Consider the following 19586-nt stretch of genomic DNA (forward strand, 5'->3'; position numbering starts at 1 on the left):
TCCTCAACTGTCGTGCCATGTACAGACCTCCTTATAGCCAAGTTGTTTTTTCAGCAAATGGTGTACGCTTTTTCGCGGAAGTGATTTCTTCTGCAGGATAACCAATACATAACGTCCCTACCAATTGCTCTCCATCGGAGGCACCAATAAAATCATGTAATACTGTATCATGCACTAAGCCCACACCGCGTGTACGCCATACCATGCCTAAACCCAGATGTTCGGCCATTAACCACATCGACATAATCGCACTGCTGACTGCAAAGGTATTATCTTTTGTTGCACCTTCATCAGCTTCGACAATCGAAGAAGTCACCACAATGATAAGCGGTGTCTTTGTGACAGCTTCCATTGAGCTTTCCACTAAATGTGGTTTTGTTGGGAATCGTTTTTGTAAATAATCGAGTGCCACCTGCTCATATCGTTTTAAGCTCTCGCCCTGTAATACATAGAAATGCCAGGGCTCACGCATACGGTCATTTGGTGCATACGTTGCCGCTTCTAATAACGTCTCAATTTTGGCACGTTCCACTTCGCGTGCTTCAAATTGGCGAATCGCACGGCGTTTTTTTAATGCTTCTAACATAATTCATGCTCCTTTTCTATAAACCAGGCAATTTGATCACGTAAGCTAACCACTTCACCAACTAAAATCATTGATGGATTAGAGATACGATGTATTTGAATATCTTGGGCAATCGTAGAGAGATTGCCAATAATCGTACGCTGGTTTTTGGTTGTGCCCCATTCAATGACGGCAACAGGGGTTGTTTCACTTTTGCCATAGGTTATTAAGCTTTTTGAAATATGCGCGATATTGCCTATGCTCATATAAAAGGCCACCGTATCAATTTGAGCAAGCGCGGACCAATTTAAAAAGTCTTGCTCCTTTTCTGGGCGGCCATGACCTGTAACGATCGCAAAGCTTGCAGCGTGATCACGATGTGTGACAGGAATCCCTGCATAAGCAGGTGCCGCAATCCCCGCTGTAATGCCAGGCACGATTTCAAATGGAATATCGGCTTGCCGTAAAATTGCGGCTTCTTCTCCACCACGTCCAAAGACAAATGGGTCACCGCCTTTTAATCGTAGAACCTGCTTGCCAAGATTGGCTTGTTCCACTAGCACACGATGAATTTCATCTTGAATCAGTCCATGCCTGCCTGGTTCTTTTCCACAATAAATCAGCTCGGCATCAGGTTTCGCATGTTTTAATAAATCAGCATTCACCAGACGGTCATATAAAATCACATCTGCTTGCTGAATGCACTCTAATCCACGAATCGTCAATAGTTTTGGGTCACCAGGACCAGCTCCTACAATATATACAAATCCGCTCACCGTTTTTCTCCTATATGCTGCTGCAGCCACGCTTCACATTTTTGTTTTTCACCTTGCTCGATCCATTGTAACAACTGTGGATCCAGGAGCTCTGCTAATAGCTGTTTTTTCGCCTCGCCCGAAGATACCTGTAAAATTCGCTGACGTGCATCCTTTAAAAACGAAACATACTGCGCGTAACGTACTCCAAATTGCTCTTCTAAATCCATCTTTATTTGGCGTGTCAGACCTGGACTTGCTCCAGACGTCGATACTGTCAAAACGAAATCACCACGGCGAACGACTGCTGGGTTTATGAAATCAACACGTCCTTTTGCATCCGCACGGCTGAGTAATTGCCAATGCTGGGCTCCTTCTTCCACTGCATTGTTTACCTCTTCGTCATTTGTAACGGCGAAAATCAGTGCTGCATCATCTAAATCAGCAGGTTCAAATGCTTTTTCTTTCCATGTCACAAGGCCTTCATTGATATAGTGCTGCAATTTTTCGGTTACCGCTGGGCTTATCACTGTCACCAGCGCATTTGTTGGCAGCAGCGCCTCCACCTTTTGACGTGCAACATGTCCGCCTCCAACAATAACAACCTTTTTATAGTCAATATTCATTAATAGTGGGAAATAATTCATTTTTAACCTCCAAACATGCTGTCAGCCAATTTTTCACAAGCTGTGGATTAGAAGCAAAATGAAAGTGTGTATAGCCAGCAACAATATTTTTATGTAGATAACCTTCCTGCTGAGCACGAAAACGGCCTTTACTAAAATAAGCTGGTGATGTATGCTCCCCCTCATACGTTGAGTAATGGAACTCATGCCCTTTTGCCTGCTCCTCTTCATTGATTAGAAAATTGCCGGGAACACCTGTAATTTCCCGGTATCCAAGTGCCGCTAATTTATCCTGCATCCGTACACGTCCTGGAATGATCCCGAGCATCGGGAATACCTGTCCTTGGCAATTCACAATTTCCTCTGTTAAATACATAAAACCGCCGCATTCCGCTAATGTTGGCAGCCCTCGCTTAAGCGCGGCTCTTATTGATTGCTTCGTTTCTTCATTTTTCGCCAAGCTTTCTGCAAATTCTTCCGGGAAACCGCCGCCGATATACAGCCCCTGCGCTTTTTCTGGAACTTCCTCATTTTGTAATGGAGAGAAATAATGTAATGTGGCACCATATGCACGGAGTAATTCTAAATTTTCTTCATAATAGAAGTTAAAAGCGGCATCCTTTGCAACTGCAATATGTACTTCTTGACTTTGCGGCTCTGCATCAAAAATAGATGCAGTGACGTCCAATGATTGTGTTTTTGTAATTTCCAGCAGCTGTTCAATATCCACTGTTTCTTCGATCGCTTCTGCAAGACTATCAAAATAGGAATCTAGATCACCACGTTCAATGGCTGGCACTAAACCCAGATGACGGCTTGGCATCATTGGTACTGCTCCTTTCGGCAAATAACCAATGACGGGAATTCCGCATTCTTGTTCAATCGCTGCTTTGACAATTTCAAAATGGCTTTTACTTCCTAATTGATTGGCAATAACACCAACAATATTTGAATTTTCATCTAACAGTTGAAATCCTTTGACAATCGCAGCCGCACTTCTTGCCATACTTGCCGCATTGACAATTAAAATGACGGGGCTTTTTGTAATCTCACTAATATGAGCAGCAGATCCTTCTTTTGATAATGGCGATTTGCCATCATAAAAGCCCATGACTCCTTCAATAATAGCGGCATCTGCATCTTGGCTCGCTCTAGCGACAATGGCACGAACTGTTTCATGGGACATCATGAAACTATCAATATTACGAGAAGGGCGTTGTGTAACAGCAGTATGATATGTTGGGTCAATATAATCTGGGCCGCATTTAAAGCCCTGGACTGTTAAACCACGCTTCATAAGCGCACGCATGATGCCGATTGTAAACGTTGTTTTTCCAACACCGCTTCCAGTGCCGGCTAGAACAAATCGATTCATCGTTCTTCCTCCTCAAAGTTGACACGTGCAATGGATATAGTCACATTTCCGCTTTTCTTTTTCTCCAGCAGTAACTCTTTCGCATTCGCATAACGCAATGCGGCCGGCTCACTGACCCCATATGCACCTGTATATTTAAAAACTGTTTCCGATGGGTTTTGCATCGGTATTTCATTTAGCTCGTCAGGTGTGTACGTTACAAACGGCCAGTTATGTTTAGCCGTTAATTCAAGCAGGCCTGTTTCGTTTTTCTTTAAATCGATGGTCGCAACTGCTTTGACACTTTTTTTACTTAAACACAGCTCCGCTAATGTTTCATCTATGAATTGTTCAATCTCTGCCATTGCCGTACCACGATTACAGCCAATGCCAAGTACAATTGATTTTGGGCGATACATAACTCCGTTCTCGAGCAGCACATCTTCATGTTCCTCAATTAAACGATCTGTAATAAGCAGTGCCGCTTGTGGCTTTGCCATGATCGCTTCATTTATGGTAGGGTAAACTTTCAAATTGTCTGGCATTGAGCGATCGTACATCCACCAATTTTTTTCTCCCGTTTCCTGCACAATCGCAACATGCTCTTCATTGACAACCGATGCACTAACAGGTGTTAATTTTTCTTCACTCTCCCACATCCACCCAAATTGGGCGCCAAATAAATCCACGGGAATCGTTTTTTGAACATCTGACGCGGTTGTAACAACGGGTGCAGCACCAATCGCATTGGCAAATTCATGGGTTAAGGCATTGGCACCGCCAATATGCCCCGATAATACGCTGACGACATACTGACCTTTATCATCCACCACTAACACTGCAGGATCTTTCATTTTATCAATCAAAAGCGGAGCAATCATACGGACGACAGCACCGAGGGAAATGATACAAATGATTCCTTTATACTGCTGGAACAAAGCGGGCAATAGCAGGCGAACCGTCCCATCAAATAACTGAATTTTGCGTGTGTCTTCGTCGCCCTGCTCGAATTTCTTCATATAATAAAGGTCCGCATACGGAAATTTTTCCGCGTAGCTTCTTGCATGTGCCACCCCATGTTTCGTTATGGCAACGAGAGCATATGGTTTGCGCTTTTCTATCACAGGAATTTCACCTTCACGTAAACTAATCATTCTCCTTCACACCTTTGCGGAAGCCATGAGTAAAGGTTTTGTCATATAGCTTCGAACGATAATTTTTTTCATGGATATGCGGGTCTAATGCCCAGCCTGCAAGAATCATCGCATGCTTGCGAATACCATTGACACGCATTGCTTCATCTAATTCAGCCAGTGTTGTCCGCACAATTTTTTGGTCTGGCCACGAAGCACGCTGCACAACCGCAACGGGTGTATCGTCTGTCCAGCCTGCATCCTGCAATTCTTTGGTAATTTTCTTTGTTAATGTCGCACTTAAAAACATGGCAATCGTACAGTGATGGCTTGCCAGTGCCTGTAATTTTTCACGCTCAGGCACTGGTGTTCGTCCTTCAGCACGTGTTAAGATAAGCGTTTGGGTTAAATCAGGAATCGTCAATTCTGCTCCAACTGCTGCTGCAGATGCAAAAACAGAACTTACACCTGGAACAACTTCATAGCTAATCTCATGCTGCTTCAGCAGTGCCACTTGCTCCATCGTTGCCCCGTACATCGCCGGGTCGCCTGTATGTAAACGTACTACCTTTTTACCTGCATGAACACGCTCGACAATACAATCCACCATTTCCTGAAGATGCATCCCTGCTGTGCGGATAATTTCGGCCGACTCCTTTGCTTCCGCTACTAACGTTTCGCTTACAAGTGAATCAGTATACATCACAACATCCGCTTCTTTTAATAGCTTTAAACCTTTCACCGTGATTAAATCCGGATCTCCCGGACCTGCACCGATAATCCAAATTTTCTTCATTATTTGCGCACCACCATACATGACAAGTAATTTAATTCTGCACCTCGAAGTTCATTAATGTTCCAAATGACCTCTTCATCAGATGTAACTTTTGTAACGACATGTGCTTTTTCTAATAAATTCATTTCCTCCAGTAGATCAAGCATTGCGTCTATAACTTTTGCTACTTTGATAAAGACGATCGCATCGTGGTTTTCAATTACTCGGCGCATTTCTTCCATATCCTCTGTAGCAGGAATCATGGCGACATGGTCATCACCATCAGCCAAAGCAATCCCTAAGCGATTAACAGAACCATTAAACGAAGAAATACCCGCTACCGTTTCAATCGGGACATCAGGGTACATCGATTTCATTACGTTCATTAAATGAATAAATGTGCTGAACAGCATTGGATCCCCTTCAGTCACAAAAGCTACATCTTTTCCTTGAACTAAAAAGCTATAAATAGCTTCCACTGATTTTGTCCACTCAGCTCTTAGTGTATCTTCATCTTTTGTCATGGGGAATACTAAACCAAGCATCTCTTTTTCTGCCGGGTTAATATACACTTCAACAATACGATGGGCATAAGATTTACTGCCCTTTAATTTTTTTGGATAAGCAATGACCGGGCTTTCCTGCAATCTGCGAAATGCTTTTACTGTGATTAATTCTGGATCTCCCGGCCCAACACCTAGTCCAAATAAGGTTCCCATTCTCATTATTCATTTCCTTTCTTTGCTGTCACAATATAGATTGGATTTAACGGTTCAAAACGCGTTAAATTTAAGATTGGTTTACTCTTTGAAATTTGTGCCTGTAATATCGATACTTCACAGCCTAATGCTTTTAGATGCCGCAGCGCTTCTGCCAGATTTTCAATCGTTGCAATATTCATAACAAGGCGTCCATTTGGCTGTAAGCGTGAAATACATGTTTGCAATAAATGCTCCATATTTCCACCGTTGCCGCCAATAAAAATCGCATGCGGATCTGGAAATTCTTCCAGACGGTCAGGTGCCTTCCCCAGCACTGCAACAAAATCTGTACGATGTTTTAATTGATTTTCCAGGCAGTTTTCAAGGTCACCCTCATTTTTTTCAATTGCATACACGGCACCTTCTCGAGCTATTTTTGCTGCTTCAATTGCTACAGAACCAGTACAAGTCCCAATATCCCAAACAATACTATTTTCTTTAAGACCTAACTCCTGCAGACAAAGAGTTCGAATTTCTCTTTTAGTAATTAAACCTTTATCTGGTTTTCGCTGAAAAAATGCATTATCCGGGATGCCAAGAGGGGTGCGTTCGACTAACTCACGCTGTTTTAAAATCACAACATTTAATGGAAAAAAGGAAGTTTGCTCCATTTCGTCCAATGTGAAGGAGCGGCAGCGCTCGTTTTTACCTTGTAAATTTTCAGCAACAAAGGCATCATATTCTGTCATGCCGAAACGCTTTAAATATTTTGCAATTGCCTGCGGTGAATTCGTTTCATCGGTTAAAACAGCAATTTTCTTACGCCCATCAATTCTTTGTGCAAACCCTTTAATGGAGCGGCCGTGCAAGCTGACAATATACGCATCCTGCCAGCTTTCCTTCATTTTAGAAAAAGCGAGCTGTACCGAGCTGGTATAAGGATAAATCTCTAACGGCAGCTTCTTCGCAAGTACACTGCCAAGTCCATAAAACAGTGGATCACCGGACACTAATATAACGGCATTCTGTGTTTCTTGCTGTAATTCAGCTGTTAACGCCGACAAACCACCTTTGATAACTTTTTTCTCTTTTTTAAATTCTGGGAAAAATTGCAAATGGCGCTCTCCGCCTACAAGTACATCGCATTCATTGATCCACTGTGTATATTGGGGGAGCAATCCTTCCGCGCCATTATCCCCTATACCAATCATCTTCATCCAATTTGTCAATATTCTCAGCCTTTCCTAAACAGTCACCATTCATGGCATACAAGGTTGTCGACACTTTCATGTCAGTATTCATATGATTCAATGCATAGTAGCAGCAGTTTTTGCAAAGTGCTGCAAAAAATTCCTCGTTTCCCTGAAGCATTTCACCAACCTGTGAAGCCGTATTCGCCTGTAAAATTTCTCGCTGCGTCTTCTCATCAACACCCACTTTATTGGCAATGCCTGCTAAAAACTCAAAGCTTATTGGTGCGCTTTTTGAGTGAACCATCATAACGCCTTGGGCTACTTTTGAGAACTTCCCCATCATCCCTACTAACGAGACTCTCGGAATCTTCTTCCGTGCAATATTCTTTAACGTAAAACCGACAAAATCGCCCATTTCGATAAATGCTTCTTCTGGTAAATGAGGATACTGCTGCATTGCATATTTTTCACTGCGTCCGCCCGTTGTAATGACTAAATGCTCACATCCTGATTCTTTTGCTACATTGATTGCTTGTACGATACTTGCCATATAAGCAGAACTTGAAAATGGAACCACAGTTCCCCGTGTACCTAATATCGAAATTCCGCCAATAATGCCTAAACGTCCATTCAATGTTTTTTCAGCAATCTCTTCACCATCTGGTACGGAAATGACCACTTCAATTCCACAATCCAATTTATATTTTTCAATTGCTTCTTGTATAACACCACATATCATTTTACGCGGTACAGGGTTTATCGCTGCTTGACCTACCGGTACAGGAAGTCCCGCTTTTGTCACTCGCCCTACACCAACCCCGCCATCTAAATGGATACCTTTTTCTTTTGAATAACCAACGGTACTTTGAATTCGTGCCTGGTGTGTAGCATCAGGATCATCCCCGGCATCTTTAATCGTTTCACACATTACCCTGCCTTCTGATACTTCAAATGCGGTTACTTTAAATGTTGCATACTGGCCAACCGGTAAGTAAATCGTGACTTCATCAGGTACCTTTCCCACGACAAGAGCCTGTAGTGCTGCCTTTGTCATCGCTGTTGCACAAGCTCCTGTCGTATAGCCGTGGCGCATTTGTGAAGGGTCTTTTTTATTTCGTTTCTTTTGCTCGTTCATCCGCCATAATCGAAATGGCATTAAGTGCAGCGACTGTCACTGTACTGCCACCCTTTCTCCCAACGTTCGTAATAAATGGAATCCCTTCCAGCACTGCTAACTCCGCTTTCGACTCTGCTGCTGATACAAAGCCGACTGGCATTCCAATAATTAAATCCGGTTTTGCCACACCTTCTTTGATCAAACGAATTAACTCCAGCAAGGCGGTTGGCGCATTGCCGATGGCATAGATCCCTCCTTCATGTAAACGCGTTGCTTTTTGCATGGAAATAATCGCACGTGTTGTTCCTTCTGCCTTCGCTTCCTTTGAGACATCTTCATCGGCAATATAACAATGTAAATCCCCGCCATGCTTTTGGAATCGTTTCCGTCCAGAACCGCTTTCGATCATTTGTACATCCGCAACTACATGACGGCCCGCTAAAATGGATTGAACCCCCGCCTCAATGGCATCAGGTGTAAAAATCATGCTTCGTCCTAACTCAAAGTCTGCTGAAGCGTGAATCACCCGCCGAACCACCAGCCATTGCTCATCAGTAAATGAATGTTCGCCCATTTCTTCTTTAATAATGGCGAAACTGTAATCATAAATCTTGTCTGGATCTACCGTAACGGGTATAAATTTTGTATTAAAGTTCATGTTTGCCAAGAATAAAACCTCCCAATAGTTGAGTTACTTCTTCAAAAGAAGTACAAAAATTTTCATATTCAATCGCTGGCCGTTTTATTAAAATAACAGGAATCCCTAATTGCAGAGCAGCTGTCATTTTTTCATCTACAGATCCCACTTTGCCGCTTTCTTTTGTAATCATTAGAGTCACATTGTATTGCTCACATAGTGCCTTATTTAATGATTCCGAAAATGGGCCCTGGATCGCAATAATGTCCTTTTGTTTAATACCTAACTGATTGCACTTTTCCATGTTCCCTATATTTGGAAGCATTCTGCAAATAAGCCGGATTTCATCACGCATTAAATATTTCGTAAATATTTCTAACGTTTTGCTGCCAGTTGTTAACATGATCGTTCCTTTATGAGATTGAGCTAATTTGGCTGCCTCTTCATAGCTTTCAACCTCTTTAATTAATGGAGAACTAAACTGTTCTTCTGGCCTTTCATAACGAATATAAGGAATATCACAAGCTTTTGCTGCTACCATTGCAGTTTTCGACGCTTCTTCCGCATATGGATGGCTGGCATCGATGACACTGGTCATCATTTGCTTCTGAATAATCTCCATCATGTCTTCCACTGATAACCGACCCACTTGATAAGGAATATGGTGGGCTTTTAAACTTTCGGCAGCAGATTCTGTGACTACTGTTGCTAATAAAGGATAGCCTTGATTTTGCAATTGAATGGCTAGTGCTCTCGCATCACTTGTGCCTGCTAAAAATAAAATCATGTGTTCCTCCTAATCTCCACATGGTGCCGGCTCGACCTCAATTTTGGAGCTCATATCCTGATAGTTAAAATACTGAATTCTTTTCACTCGTTTAAAATATTTAAAAAGGCGTTCATTTGGATGGGCATTTTGTTTGTACTCTTCTATAATTTTCGTTAATAACGGCAGCAGTTGATCTGGTTCAATTCCTTCTGCTACTGGCTGTGCAGCATGGGCTGTACGGCCAACCGGCTTTGCGCCAATAAATAAATCAAATTTTTTCTTGCGGTAAACGATCCCAATATCATCGAATACTGCCCGATAACAGGCCATACCGCAGCCGTTGAAACCAATATGTAATTCTTTTGGAAGCTTTAAGCCCCCCAATTTTGCTCCTATTTCTTCTGCATATGGAATTGATTCTGCTTTTTCACCGTTGCAAAAATCACAAGCTTTTACATTTAAAACATCGCCCACAGGCATGACGATTAAATGATTTTGTTCAAGCTTTTCAACAATCGATTCAGGCTGTTCTGTTGGAATCTTTAATAAAAAACGATGATCCGGTGTATATTCCATGGTGCCTGTCTCGCCAATGGTTTCTGCTAATACGCGCATTTGCTCAGGCTTAATAAATTTATTGGCAACACCAGGTGAAACAGCAAATTCAAATATATTTTCGATCTGCTGCTGAACAAAATGCGGATAGTCTATTTCCGATTTAGTCACCATGGATAAAGCCTTTATGGCCAAATCTAATGAGCTGGCTTCTTGTTTAATTCTTTGAATTGGCTCATAACCAGATTGTGCTTCCCCTGTTTCTTGATTTAATGCCCATGGTTCAGCTTCCTTTTTTAAACGCTGATGCGGTTTTAAGCTTTGCTTCTCTTCCCCTAACGTATATTTACGCTGATAACCTCGAGGGGTAATGATTTTATTGTCATAAAAGAAAGTTGAAGAATTCCCGATAATAACCGTTGTCAGCATTCCTATATCATGTTCAAGCATTTCAGCCAGTGTGGTCAGCACTACATTTTGATTTTCACGATAGGCACTTTTCACAAGTCCCACCGGTGTTTCAGGAGAACGATATTTTAATAGAATATTTTGTGCCTCTACAATTTGGCGTGTCCGTCGACCGCTTTTCGGATTATATAAAGCTATAACGAAATCCGCCATCGCAGCTGCTTCAATGCGCTTTTCTATTACGGTCCAAGGCGTTAAATGGTCACTGAGACTTATTGTGCAGGAATCATGCATGACAGGCGCACCCAATAAACTTGCACAAGAATTAATGGCTGAAATACCTGGAACAATTTCTACCGCAATTCCTTCTTTTTCAGTCCAGCCCTTCTCAATCAGCACTTCATACACTAATCCAGCCATACCATAAACGCCTGAATCTCCGCTGGAAATCACAGAGACAATATGACCTGCTTCAGCTTTCTTTACTGCATCCTGTGCACGTGACACTTCTTCTGTCATACCCGTACTGACAATGGATTTTGCTGTTACGAAAGGTTCAATTAGCTCCACATATGTTTTATAGCCAATAATACTATCACTTTGCTGCAATGCCACTACAGCTCGATTTGTAATATGCTCACGATCACCGGGACCGAAGCCAACAACAAAAATTTTTCCCTTTTTCATAGACTTACCTCCAAATAAAAAATGCCTGCACTCCTTTTAAAAGGAATACAGGCATGTGAAATGGCAGTATAAAAAAAGCATACTGAAACACAAAAACAATAGGTATCATTGTCCCGCCTATACTTCTCCCTCCGAAAAGCAAGTGTCGTTTAAATAAGCAGGTTTCCTGACTTAAGCTTCTTTTTACTCTTACACCTTCCCGATTTCTCAGTGGCATTGTAATTTCATCAGCTCTTACAGTAGCGGGGGCTGTACTAGACTTTCACTAGTTTCCCTTTTACCTCACAAATGTGAGCACTCATTTAAAGTATTTATTAAATTTTTTATAACTATACCATATAATCTCGAAAGTTAACAAACTATTTCTTTTGAAAATTTAATAAACGCTCCTTCTTATGGTGAAATGGTGCTTTCAAAAAATTACGCATCAATAAACCGAGATCATTCATCAGAGTTCCACCTTAAACTTGAATGCTGGTCCCATTTATACATGATTCCATCATTTCAAACAGTTCTGCTTTTGACCTCGGATACTTTTTATTGGATAAATTCGTTCTTTGTAATTTTTCAAACACTTCCATAATCCAAGGTTTATGTAAATGGCTTGTTTCGAGTATTTCTCTTTTATTAAAAACCTCAACTGGTTTTCCTTGAGCTAGCAAATGCCCATTGTTTAAGATGATGACCTCATCTGCCCACTCATAAGCTAGGTCTACATTATGTGTAGACAATAGAATCGTCCGGTTTCGATGATGAATCTTTTCCAATAGATCCAACATTCTTTTTGAATAGTAAGGATCAAGCCCAGCTGTTGGTTCATCTAAAACCATTAATTCAGGATCGATAGCAACAATTCCTGCAATTGCTACCCTTTTTTTCTGTCCGATACTTAAAAAGTGAGGGGGCTTATCTTTAAGCGGCTCCGTTTCTGTTAATGTGATGACTTCCTTTACACGTCTTTCTACTTCTTCGGTGGTTAGATTTAAATTTTTTGGACCGAACTTAATATCTTCATAGACAGTAGATGAAAATAGCTGGGTTTCAGAATTTTGGAACACAATACCGACTTGCTGCCTTAATTGCTGAATCTCTTTCTTTTTATAGGTCAACTTCTTTCCATTGTATAAAATGCAGCCATTTGTTGGCTTTAAAATACCGTTCAAAAGAAGAAATAGTGTCGATTTCCCAGCGCCATTGTTCCCTAATAATGCGATCTTCTTCCCTTTTTCAATGGAAAGATTTATTTGATCCAATGCCATCGTTCCATCTGCATATTGATAAGAAACTTGTTCTAACGTTACTATTAGTTCACTCACTCTACATACTTCCTTTTCATTGTTCTTTCATTATTTTGTCATAATTTCTATCAAGAAAAGTGTTACAAACGAAATAAAAATAATGACAAAATGCCCTCGCCTATAGCCCAAGGATAAATCCACATCATACAAATGTTCATCTCCACCTCGACTATCAATTGTAATTTGAAGCTCTTTTGCTGCGTGCATCGATTTTATGAAAAGGCTGACAATAAGTTGTGCTACGCTAGAAAACCAGCTTCTATAATTTTGATAGCCTAGCCTGCTAGATTGTGCAATATAAATTTCATTCATCTTTTCCAATAAAACAAAGATAAATCGATATGTAATCCCGATTAATTCTACAAAAACGGTGGGGAGTTTTACTTTTTTTAATATCCACATTAATTGATTAAGAGGAGTTGATAAAACAAGAAAATATAAACAGCTCACACTTGCTAATATCGTTGTAGCTAGTTCGTATGATTGTTGGATACTATTTGATCTAATATAGATTTGCCATGATCCTATTTTAGCCATCCAAAGCACCTCTAGATCTTCTAGATAAATAGGTGCAATGGAAAATATTATGGCAACCAAGCTTGTCATTAAGAAAACAAAAGGGACGAAAAGAAGTTTCAAATATGCCATAAACGGGATTTTCGCCTTGAATAGTATCAAAATACTCATTACAGTAAAGGTAAAACAAGACACCGAAATATTTTTTGAAAGAATGGTAAAAAAGAGAAAGATCAGCGCAAAGCTGACCTTCTCAACGGGATGAACATCTTTTAATCCGCTGATATAAGCATAATCATCAATTTTTATCATAGTATTCACTTCATCCTGCTATTGTTTGGATGAAGAATACTTTTTTCTAGCTTTTCCATATCCAATGACATAACCGATGATGATGGCTCCGAGAGCGGCTTGTAACGAGAATAGTAAACTTTCAATCTCTCCACTTGGTGGTTCCCATATGGCATTAAACCAAGGCTCATAGTCAGGTGCTACTTCGGTAATCACTTCCTCCGCTTGCCCGTCTGCCCCACCAAATTCAGCATTTTTTAAAAAAATTAAAGGAATAATTGCTAATAGAATCACGAATAAAAATAATACTAAATTTCTCATGTTACCTTACCTCCTTCAGTGTAGGTAATTGATTTAATTCTGTCATATTATATTTTTGGAGTAAGTTCATCACAATAACCGTAAGTAAGCCTTCACTAATCGCTAAAGGTACTTGTGTAAAAGCAAAGATACTAGCAAACTTTACAAATGAAGCCATAAATCCACCTATCTCAGCAGGGAAAGCTAGAGCTAATTGAACCGATGTCACTAAATATGTCCCCAAATCCCCTAACATTGCAGCTAAAAAGACTGAAACGGCGACGGATACATTCATTTTTCTTCCACACTTGTATATTCCGTAAGAAAGTAAAGGTCCAACGACAGCCATTGAAAATGCATTCGCGCCTAAAGTAGTAATTCCACCATGTGCTAACAATAGTGATTGAAATAAAAGGACTATTGTTCCTAAAACACTCATCGCCGTTGGACCAAATAAAATTGACCCCAATCCTACACCCGTTGGATGGGAACAACTACCTGTCACTGAAGGAATTTTCAACGCAGATAATACGAATGCAAATGCACCAGACAGACCTAGGATTGATTTCAGTTCAGGATTTTCTTTTAATTTCTTCGTAATCGATCGTATTCCAACGGCAACAAATGGAATGGTGATCCCCCACCAAAAAACAGCCCAACCCAATGGTAGAAATCCTTCCATAATATGCATCGCATAGGCTGGACGATAAGAATTCGTCCAAAAATAGCTTGTTAAACCTAACAGTACAACAAATGAAAACCATAATGATCTTTTTTTCACTTTAAACTTACCTCCATCGTTAAAATAGTAACCAAACTAAAAAGAGCATTTAAACCTGTTGGGTTTAAATGCTCACAAAAAACACTGGTATGTTCTGCTTTATTCATAAAAAAAGCATACTTCCGTCTCCGTAAACACATCCCTATATCCCGTAGGTCACGTCGTACTTTCTAAACAGGCAGGTCTCCTGACTTACCATCGATGCTCCTTGCGTCTTCCCGCTTTAAAATAAAGCAGTGACATTGTGCAAGTCGCTCCGGATTACAGTGGCGGGTACCGTGTCGGACTTTCACCGAACTTCCCTATTAAGCTATACATTCTTACATGCATAACACCTGTTTAAAATATGTATATGATTTTCTTTATAGTATATTAACAGACGCTTCTTGTCTACCATATTTTCTTGAAACACCTACTATTAGTGTAACAACAGGAAAACCATCCCCTTTAAAAGCTTTCTCAGTGATAGGGACACCATAAGGTAAAGTCTCCTCTATCAGAATCGGTGTTACATCACCAATTATTCAAACAAAATATCCCTGATTAAATATAGGAAGTCTATATAAAAATTCCTGTCACTATTCGAAATTTGTCGCATTCGAGAAGTGACAGGCACCTTTATGACTACGAATCAAAAGTCAGCGGTTGTTCATGCTAATTAACCCAAGTATTTATGGTATAGCGACTTTGCTTCAGTAATATCCTTTGTTCCATGCACTAAAACCCTTCCGTCTTTAAAAATGACTAATCGGTGAGTATCCACTGTATAAGATAATAGGTAAGGATTTCGCTGTACCGTTCCCCTTTGATTCATGAATAGTTTTTCTAAAGCTTCCAAATTACGTACAACAGGAACGGAAGGTCGTATCTGGACAGAATCTCTTCCACAAAGTACAGCTGACTTTGTTTGATTTTCAAAGGATAAAAATGGATAAGAGCGTTTTACGCCACAAGTAGGGCAATCCTCATTTTTCAGTTTATCTACATTTATGGAAGTATAATGATTTTTCCATAAATCAAAAGAAACCAGTTTGTTTCTTAATGAATCCCAATCACCAACCAAAATTTTTAATGCTTCACTTATTTGAAGAGAAACAACCATGTTAACCGCTGGATTAATAATTCCTGCTGTATCACACGTTAATCCTCCTAGCGGAACGGTTTCTAGTATACAAGATAGGCAAGGCGTTTTTTCTGGAATAATGGTGTAGGATATTCCGTAGCTTCCAACGCAAGCACCGTAGATCCATGGGACTCCAACCTTTTGTGAAACATCGTTTATGATCATTCTTGTTTCGAAATTATCAGTGGCATCAATGATAAGATTCACATTTTCAGCCCACGTTTCAAGCTCTGCGACTGAGGCATCCGCAATGATTGCCTCAATGTCCACAGTAGAGTTAATGTCTGTTAAGCGATTTTTAGCAGCGATTACTTTTGGAATTCGATTTTTGGCATCATCCTCTGTATATAATTGCTGCCGCTGTAAATTAGACCATTCTACATAATCACGATCCACAATGGTTAGTTTACCAATCCCAGCACGGACGAGTGCTTCGGCACTTGCTGTTCCAAGTGCCCCAGCTCCTATTATGAGTACATGCTTATTGAAAATTCGTTGTTGTCCCTCTTTACCAATAGGTGAAAATAGTTCTTGTCGTGAGTACCGATTATTCACCCGATACTCATTCCTTCCTTTGGACTGCTTGCTGCAGCATATCTCTTTTTCTCGATTCGGCCGGCTTCATAGCCTAATCGTCCAGCTTCAATCGCTAATTTCATTGCTTTTGCCATTTTTACCGGATCCTTGGCTGCTGATACAGCCGTATTTAATAACACACCATCGGCTCCTATTTCCATAGCCAATGCAGCATCAGCTGGTGAGCCAATACCAGCATCCACGATAACAGGAACAACCGCTTGTTCAATAATAAAGCTAAGGTTGACAGGATTGATGATACCTTGACCAGAACCTATCGGCGAGGCCCCTGGCATGATCGCATGACAGCCTGCTTCTTGAAGTTTCCTAGCCAAAACTACATCGTCGGAGGTATAGGGGAGGACAATAAAGCCTTCCTTCACCAATTCTTCCGTTGCCTTTAGGGTTTCAATCGGGTCAGGAAGTAAGGTTTTATCACAGCCGATCACTTCCACTTTAATCATATCGCATAGGCCTGAAGCTTTTGCTAGTTTTGCGATCCGGACAGCCTCTGCTGCTGTTTTCGCTCCTGCAGTATTTGGCAGCAACCTATATTTATTGGTATCCAGCTGTTCTAAAAAATTCGGCTGGCTTGCTTCAAAAATATTCATTCGTCTAACCGCAAATGTGAGAATTTCTGCTTCAGAAACTTCCACCGCTTCCTTCTGGATGTCAAAGCTTGGATACTTTCCCGTTCCAAGTAACAAACGAGATTGAAAGGATAATGAACCGATTTTTAACATATCAACCGCCTCCTACAAAATGGACTATTTCGATTCGATCTTTATCTGATAATCTAGTACTTTGGTGTTCTACCTTGTTTACGATTTCACCGTTTACTTCCACAATAACGACCCTATTATGGATTTCATAATGTTTCAGAACATCGGAAATAAATACTACATGTTCTGGTAATTGGATTAACTCCCCATTTAATATTACCCTCATGTTATACCTCCTATTGTTTCTTTGGGTCTTTCTAAGTGAAAAGCTGAGAGTAGATCCTCATCTAGCAAACTGCCTGCTACTAAATCAGCTACTAGTTTCCCTGTCATAGGGCTTAATAAAATCCCATTTCTAAAATGCCCAGCAGCTACAAATAACCCCTTCCATCTTGGATGCTCACCAATATAAGGAAGTCCATCTCCTGTCTGAGGTCGAATTCCAGACCATACTCGCTCCCATGCAGCATCCTTAATCTCCGGAACCAGTTGAGTGGCTCTTTCTATTAATCTTGCGATACCCTTAGGTGTAACGGAGCTATCATATGTATTTTCAATCATGGTCGCACCGATATAAATTTCCCCATTCCGTTTTGGTACGAGGTAACATCGTTTATCTGAAAAAATCGTTGTGTTGATCATCGGCTTTTCCGTCCTAACCGAAAAGCATTCGCCTTTCACTGGAAACACGCTAATATCAATTCCTGATTCACGCATTAATTTTGCAGACCAAGCTCCAGTGGCAACGACAACTTGATCACAGTTTACGATTCCATTGGTGGTTATAACGCCTCTCACCTGACTGTTTTCAAATTTAAAAGAAAGGACCTCCGTATTTTGGCGTATTTCCGCCCCAAAATGGACAGCTGCTTTTGCAAAAGCTTGTGTTAACTTTGCTGGCTGCACATGACCATCATTTGGGAGGTACATCCCACCAGCTAAACTGGGTGACAGGGATGGCTCCATTTCTCTTAATTCCTTTGTATCCAGCCATTTTATTGCTGGATCCCATTTTCTTTGAAAGGTGACCTGTTTTTTTACTGCTAATGCGATTTCTTCGGATTCTGCAATTTTTAACATTCCTTTATTCACATACTCGATATCGACTCCGCTGAATTCAAATAACTCACTAGAGAGATCAGAAAACATCTTCTGACTTTTTAAAGCCATCTGGAATAAGGGGCCGTCTTGTTCCAGCTCCGCTTGTGCTGCCAGCATTCCCGCAGCTGCACTTGAAGCTTGACAAGCCAATTGATTCTTCTCAATTATGATTACTTTTCTTCCTATCTTTGATAGCTGATAGGCAATCGAGGCTCCGTTAATTCCTCCTCCGATTATGGCAACATCAAATGAATTTTCCAATTTATCCACCTCCATGATTTAATGCCTTACGATAAGCCTTTACTGCCAATAATGGGTCACGCGCATCTAAAACACCTGACATGACAGCAATCCCTATTGCCCCTTCCTTTAGAACCTGCTCCGTATTATCAGATGTGATCCCTCCAATGGCAATCACATCAATATCTAAATTTGAAAGCATTTTTAATTCCTCAAGACCTTTTGGATTCTTACCTGGTTTTGATTGAGAATGGAAAACATGTCCGTATAGAACGTAATCTGCACCCTTCTCTTTTGCTTTTAGACCTTCCTGATAGGAATGGATAGAACTCCCTATCCTAAGTTGAGGAAAGTTTTCTTTTACACTGGCTGTATCTAAACTATGAAAGGCTAATTGAACGCCTCTGGCCCCTGTTACGAGTGCAACATCTGCCCGGTCATTAATCATGATCTTTGATAGTGGTATGTTATTTTTTGTTAAAAGTTCGACGGTTTGAAATAATTCCCTAGCACTTTTTTGTTTTTCTCGTATATGAATTGCCGTTATATATGGATGAATATCACTTACAATTTCCCCTAACTGTTCGATTGCCATTTTACCATTGGATATAATATGTAACTCGTTCCCTTTAACACTCGTTAATATACAAGTCCCTCCTATTTGAAGATTCTACTGTTCTATGAAATCAAGGAAACAACAAAAAACCACTTCCTATAGTAAGAAAGTGGTCGAAAAATTTGAAATAAAAGCATTCGCTCTCCAAATATCGAATTTCCCACTTCCCTACGCTGGTATAACCCAGATCAGGTTCATAGAGTCCCGAAGTAGCACTTCAATCTCAGCCTTTTAAAAAGGCACCTCTAGCGGATTTGATTCATCTATTCATTTGAAATAATTACACTACATGGATAATATTAGCACGTTGATTAGAAATGTCAATTTTCTGATTTTGTTTATTCGTGGGAATAACAAGAGAAAAAAAGGTGCAAGGGCCCATCAAAGGGATACCCCTAGCACTTTTCTTGTAAAACCGTTGCTAATTTTTGGTTACTATTTAAGAGATCGTCTAACATAGCCAGTACCATATTTTATGATTCTAGGCTTGCTCCCTCTAAATCATCATTTTAACCAGAAAATTGACAGCCAACAAAGGTGTTCCCTCATACCTCTGATAAAAATAAACCAGTCATGAAAATAAATCTAGTTTTTATTTTAGCAACAGGAGAATTTAAGACTTGGTTGAAATCCGATACAATCCAATCGGTTTGGGCGCGCTTTTGGAGAGGTTGCCCTTGTCAGTTTCGGTACAAAATGCGTCGATAAAGCGGTAAAATTAACGAAAGGCGTAAAGATAGTTGAAGA

Annotated in this window: 21 protein-coding genes and 3 riboswitches; all 21 genes read right to left on the reverse strand. The window is 40.5% G+C overall.

From position 1 onward, the window contains the following. Positions 1-31: 31 nt before the first annotated feature. Positions 32-586, reverse strand: a complete 555-nt coding sequence (locus MLOOGBEN_RS21760) for a nitroreductase family protein (protein ID WP_179160379.1) — start codon at positions 584-586, stop codon at positions 32-34. Next, positions 580-1341, reverse strand: coding sequence for a uroporphyrinogen-III C-methyltransferase (gene cobA / locus MLOOGBEN_RS21765; RefSeq protein WP_179160380.1), 762 nt, complete (start codon positions 1339-1341; stop codon positions 580-582). Before cobA ends, MLOOGBEN_RS21760 begins: the two co-directional genes overlap by 7 nt. Next, complete coding sequence (locus MLOOGBEN_RS21770) at positions 1338-1967, reverse strand: precorrin-2 dehydrogenase/sirohydrochlorin ferrochelatase family protein (protein ID WP_179160381.1); 630 nt, start codon at positions 1965-1967, stop codon at positions 1338-1340. Before MLOOGBEN_RS21770 ends, cobA begins: the two co-directional genes overlap by 4 nt. After that, complete coding sequence (locus tag MLOOGBEN_RS21775) at positions 1936-3321, reverse strand: cobyrinic acid a,c-diamide synthase CobB (RefSeq protein WP_179160382.1); 1386 nt, start codon at positions 3319-3321, stop codon at positions 1936-1938. The genes MLOOGBEN_RS21770 and MLOOGBEN_RS21775 overlap by 32 nt, the downstream gene beginning before the upstream one ends. Next, entirely contained in the window at positions 3318-4454 is a 1137-nt protein-coding gene (locus MLOOGBEN_RS21780; RefSeq protein ID WP_179160383.1) for a cobalt-precorrin 5A hydrolase, read from the reverse strand. Before MLOOGBEN_RS21780 ends, MLOOGBEN_RS21775 begins: the two co-directional genes overlap by 4 nt. Beyond that, positions 4447-5229: a precorrin-4 C(11)-methyltransferase gene (gene cobM / locus MLOOGBEN_RS21785; protein ID WP_179160384.1), complete on the reverse strand. Its 783-nt coding sequence runs from the start codon at positions 5227-5229 to the stop codon at positions 4447-4449. Before cobM ends, MLOOGBEN_RS21780 begins: the two co-directional genes overlap by 8 nt. Beyond that, on the reverse strand, positions 5229-5933 hold the full coding sequence (gene cobI / locus MLOOGBEN_RS21790; RefSeq protein WP_179160385.1) for a precorrin-2 C(20)-methyltransferase: 705 nt from the start codon (positions 5931-5933) through the stop codon (positions 5229-5231). Before cobI ends, cobM begins: the two co-directional genes overlap by 1 nt. Next, on the reverse strand, positions 5933-7126 hold the full coding sequence (gene cbiE, locus MLOOGBEN_RS21795; RefSeq protein ID WP_179160468.1) for a precorrin-6y C5,15-methyltransferase (decarboxylating) subunit CbiE: 1194 nt from the start codon (positions 7124-7126) through the stop codon (positions 5933-5935). Before cbiE ends, cobI begins: the two co-directional genes overlap by 1 nt. Beyond that, positions 7101-8237 (reverse strand): cobalt-precorrin-5B (C(1))-methyltransferase, encoded by a 1137-nt coding sequence (locus tag MLOOGBEN_RS21800; protein WP_179160467.1) that lies wholly within the window; start codon positions 8235-8237, stop codon positions 7101-7103. The genes cbiE and MLOOGBEN_RS21800 overlap by 26 nt, the downstream gene beginning before the upstream one ends. After that, positions 8212-8877, reverse strand: a complete 666-nt coding sequence (locus MLOOGBEN_RS21805; RefSeq protein WP_179160469.1) for a precorrin-8X methylmutase — start codon at positions 8875-8877, stop codon at positions 8212-8214. The genes MLOOGBEN_RS21800 and MLOOGBEN_RS21805 overlap by 26 nt, the downstream gene beginning before the upstream one ends. Further along, complete coding sequence (gene cobK / locus MLOOGBEN_RS21810) at positions 8867-9643, reverse strand: precorrin-6A reductase (protein WP_179160386.1); 777 nt, start codon at positions 9641-9643, stop codon at positions 8867-8869. The genes MLOOGBEN_RS21805 and cobK overlap by 11 nt, the downstream gene beginning before the upstream one ends. 9 nt (positions 9644-9652) lie before the next feature. After that, entirely contained in the window at positions 9653-11275 is a 1623-nt protein-coding gene (cobJ, locus tag MLOOGBEN_RS21815) for a precorrin-3B C(17)-methyltransferase (protein WP_179160387.1), read from the reverse strand. Between the two features lie 139 nt (positions 11276-11414). Further along, positions 11415-11592, reverse strand: a riboswitch (cobalamin riboswitch). Positions 11593-11736: 144 nt separating this feature from the next. Further along, positions 11737-12591 carry an energy-coupling factor ABC transporter ATP-binding protein gene (locus MLOOGBEN_RS21820; RefSeq protein WP_368737813.1) on the reverse strand — a complete coding sequence of 285 codons (855 nt, stop codon included), beginning with the start codon at positions 12589-12591 and terminating at the stop codon, positions 11737-11739. A gap of 30 nt (positions 12592-12621) precedes the next feature. After that, positions 12622-13401: a cobalt ECF transporter T component CbiQ gene (gene cbiQ, locus MLOOGBEN_RS21825; RefSeq protein ID WP_179160388.1), complete on the reverse strand. Its 780-nt coding sequence runs from the start codon at positions 13399-13401 to the stop codon at positions 12622-12624. Between the two features lie 18 nt (positions 13402-13419). Beyond that, a complete protein-coding gene (locus MLOOGBEN_RS21830; protein ID WP_179160389.1) occupies positions 13420-13701 on the reverse strand; it encodes an energy-coupling factor ABC transporter substrate-binding protein in 282 nt (93 codons plus the stop codon). A 1-nt stretch (position 13702) separates the two neighbouring features. Further along, positions 13703-14371, reverse strand: a complete 669-nt coding sequence (locus MLOOGBEN_RS21835; protein WP_179160471.1) for an energy-coupling factor ABC transporter permease — start codon at positions 14369-14371, stop codon at positions 13703-13705. Between the two features lie 250 nt (positions 14372-14621). Next, positions 14622-14815: riboswitch (cobalamin riboswitch) on the reverse strand. A 304-nt stretch (positions 14816-15119) separates the two neighbouring features. After that, positions 15120-16139 (reverse strand): thiazole biosynthesis adenylyltransferase ThiF, encoded by a 1020-nt coding sequence (locus MLOOGBEN_RS21840; RefSeq protein WP_179160390.1) that lies wholly within the window; start codon positions 16137-16139, stop codon positions 15120-15122. Then, positions 16136-16903, reverse strand: a complete 768-nt coding sequence (locus MLOOGBEN_RS21845; protein WP_179160391.1) for a thiazole synthase — start codon at positions 16901-16903, stop codon at positions 16136-16138. Before MLOOGBEN_RS21845 ends, MLOOGBEN_RS21840 begins: the two co-directional genes overlap by 4 nt. 1 nt (position 16904) lies before the next feature. Further along, positions 16905-17108, reverse strand: a complete 204-nt coding sequence (gene thiS, locus MLOOGBEN_RS21850; protein WP_179160392.1) for a sulfur carrier protein ThiS — start codon at positions 17106-17108, stop codon at positions 16905-16907. Then, complete coding sequence (gene thiO, locus MLOOGBEN_RS21855; protein ID WP_179160393.1) at positions 17105-18244, reverse strand: glycine oxidase ThiO; 1140 nt, start codon at positions 18242-18244, stop codon at positions 17105-17107. The genes thiS and thiO overlap by 4 nt, the downstream gene beginning before the upstream one ends. Before the next feature lies 1 nt (position 18245). Beyond that, the gene (locus tag MLOOGBEN_RS21860) at positions 18246-18818 is read right to left on the reverse strand and encodes a thiamine phosphate synthase (RefSeq protein ID WP_179160394.1); all 573 of its coding nucleotides are present in this window, start codon (positions 18816-18818) and stop codon (positions 18246-18248) included. Between the two features lie 169 nt (positions 18819-18987). Then, positions 18988-19096: riboswitch (TPP riboswitch) on the reverse strand. Between the last annotated feature and the right edge of the window lie 490 nt (positions 19097-19586).

The organism is Bacillus sp. EB106-08-02-XG196 (genome assembly GCF_013396335.1).
Lineage (GTDB): Bacteria > Bacillota > Bacilli > Bacillales > Cytobacillaceae > Neobacillus.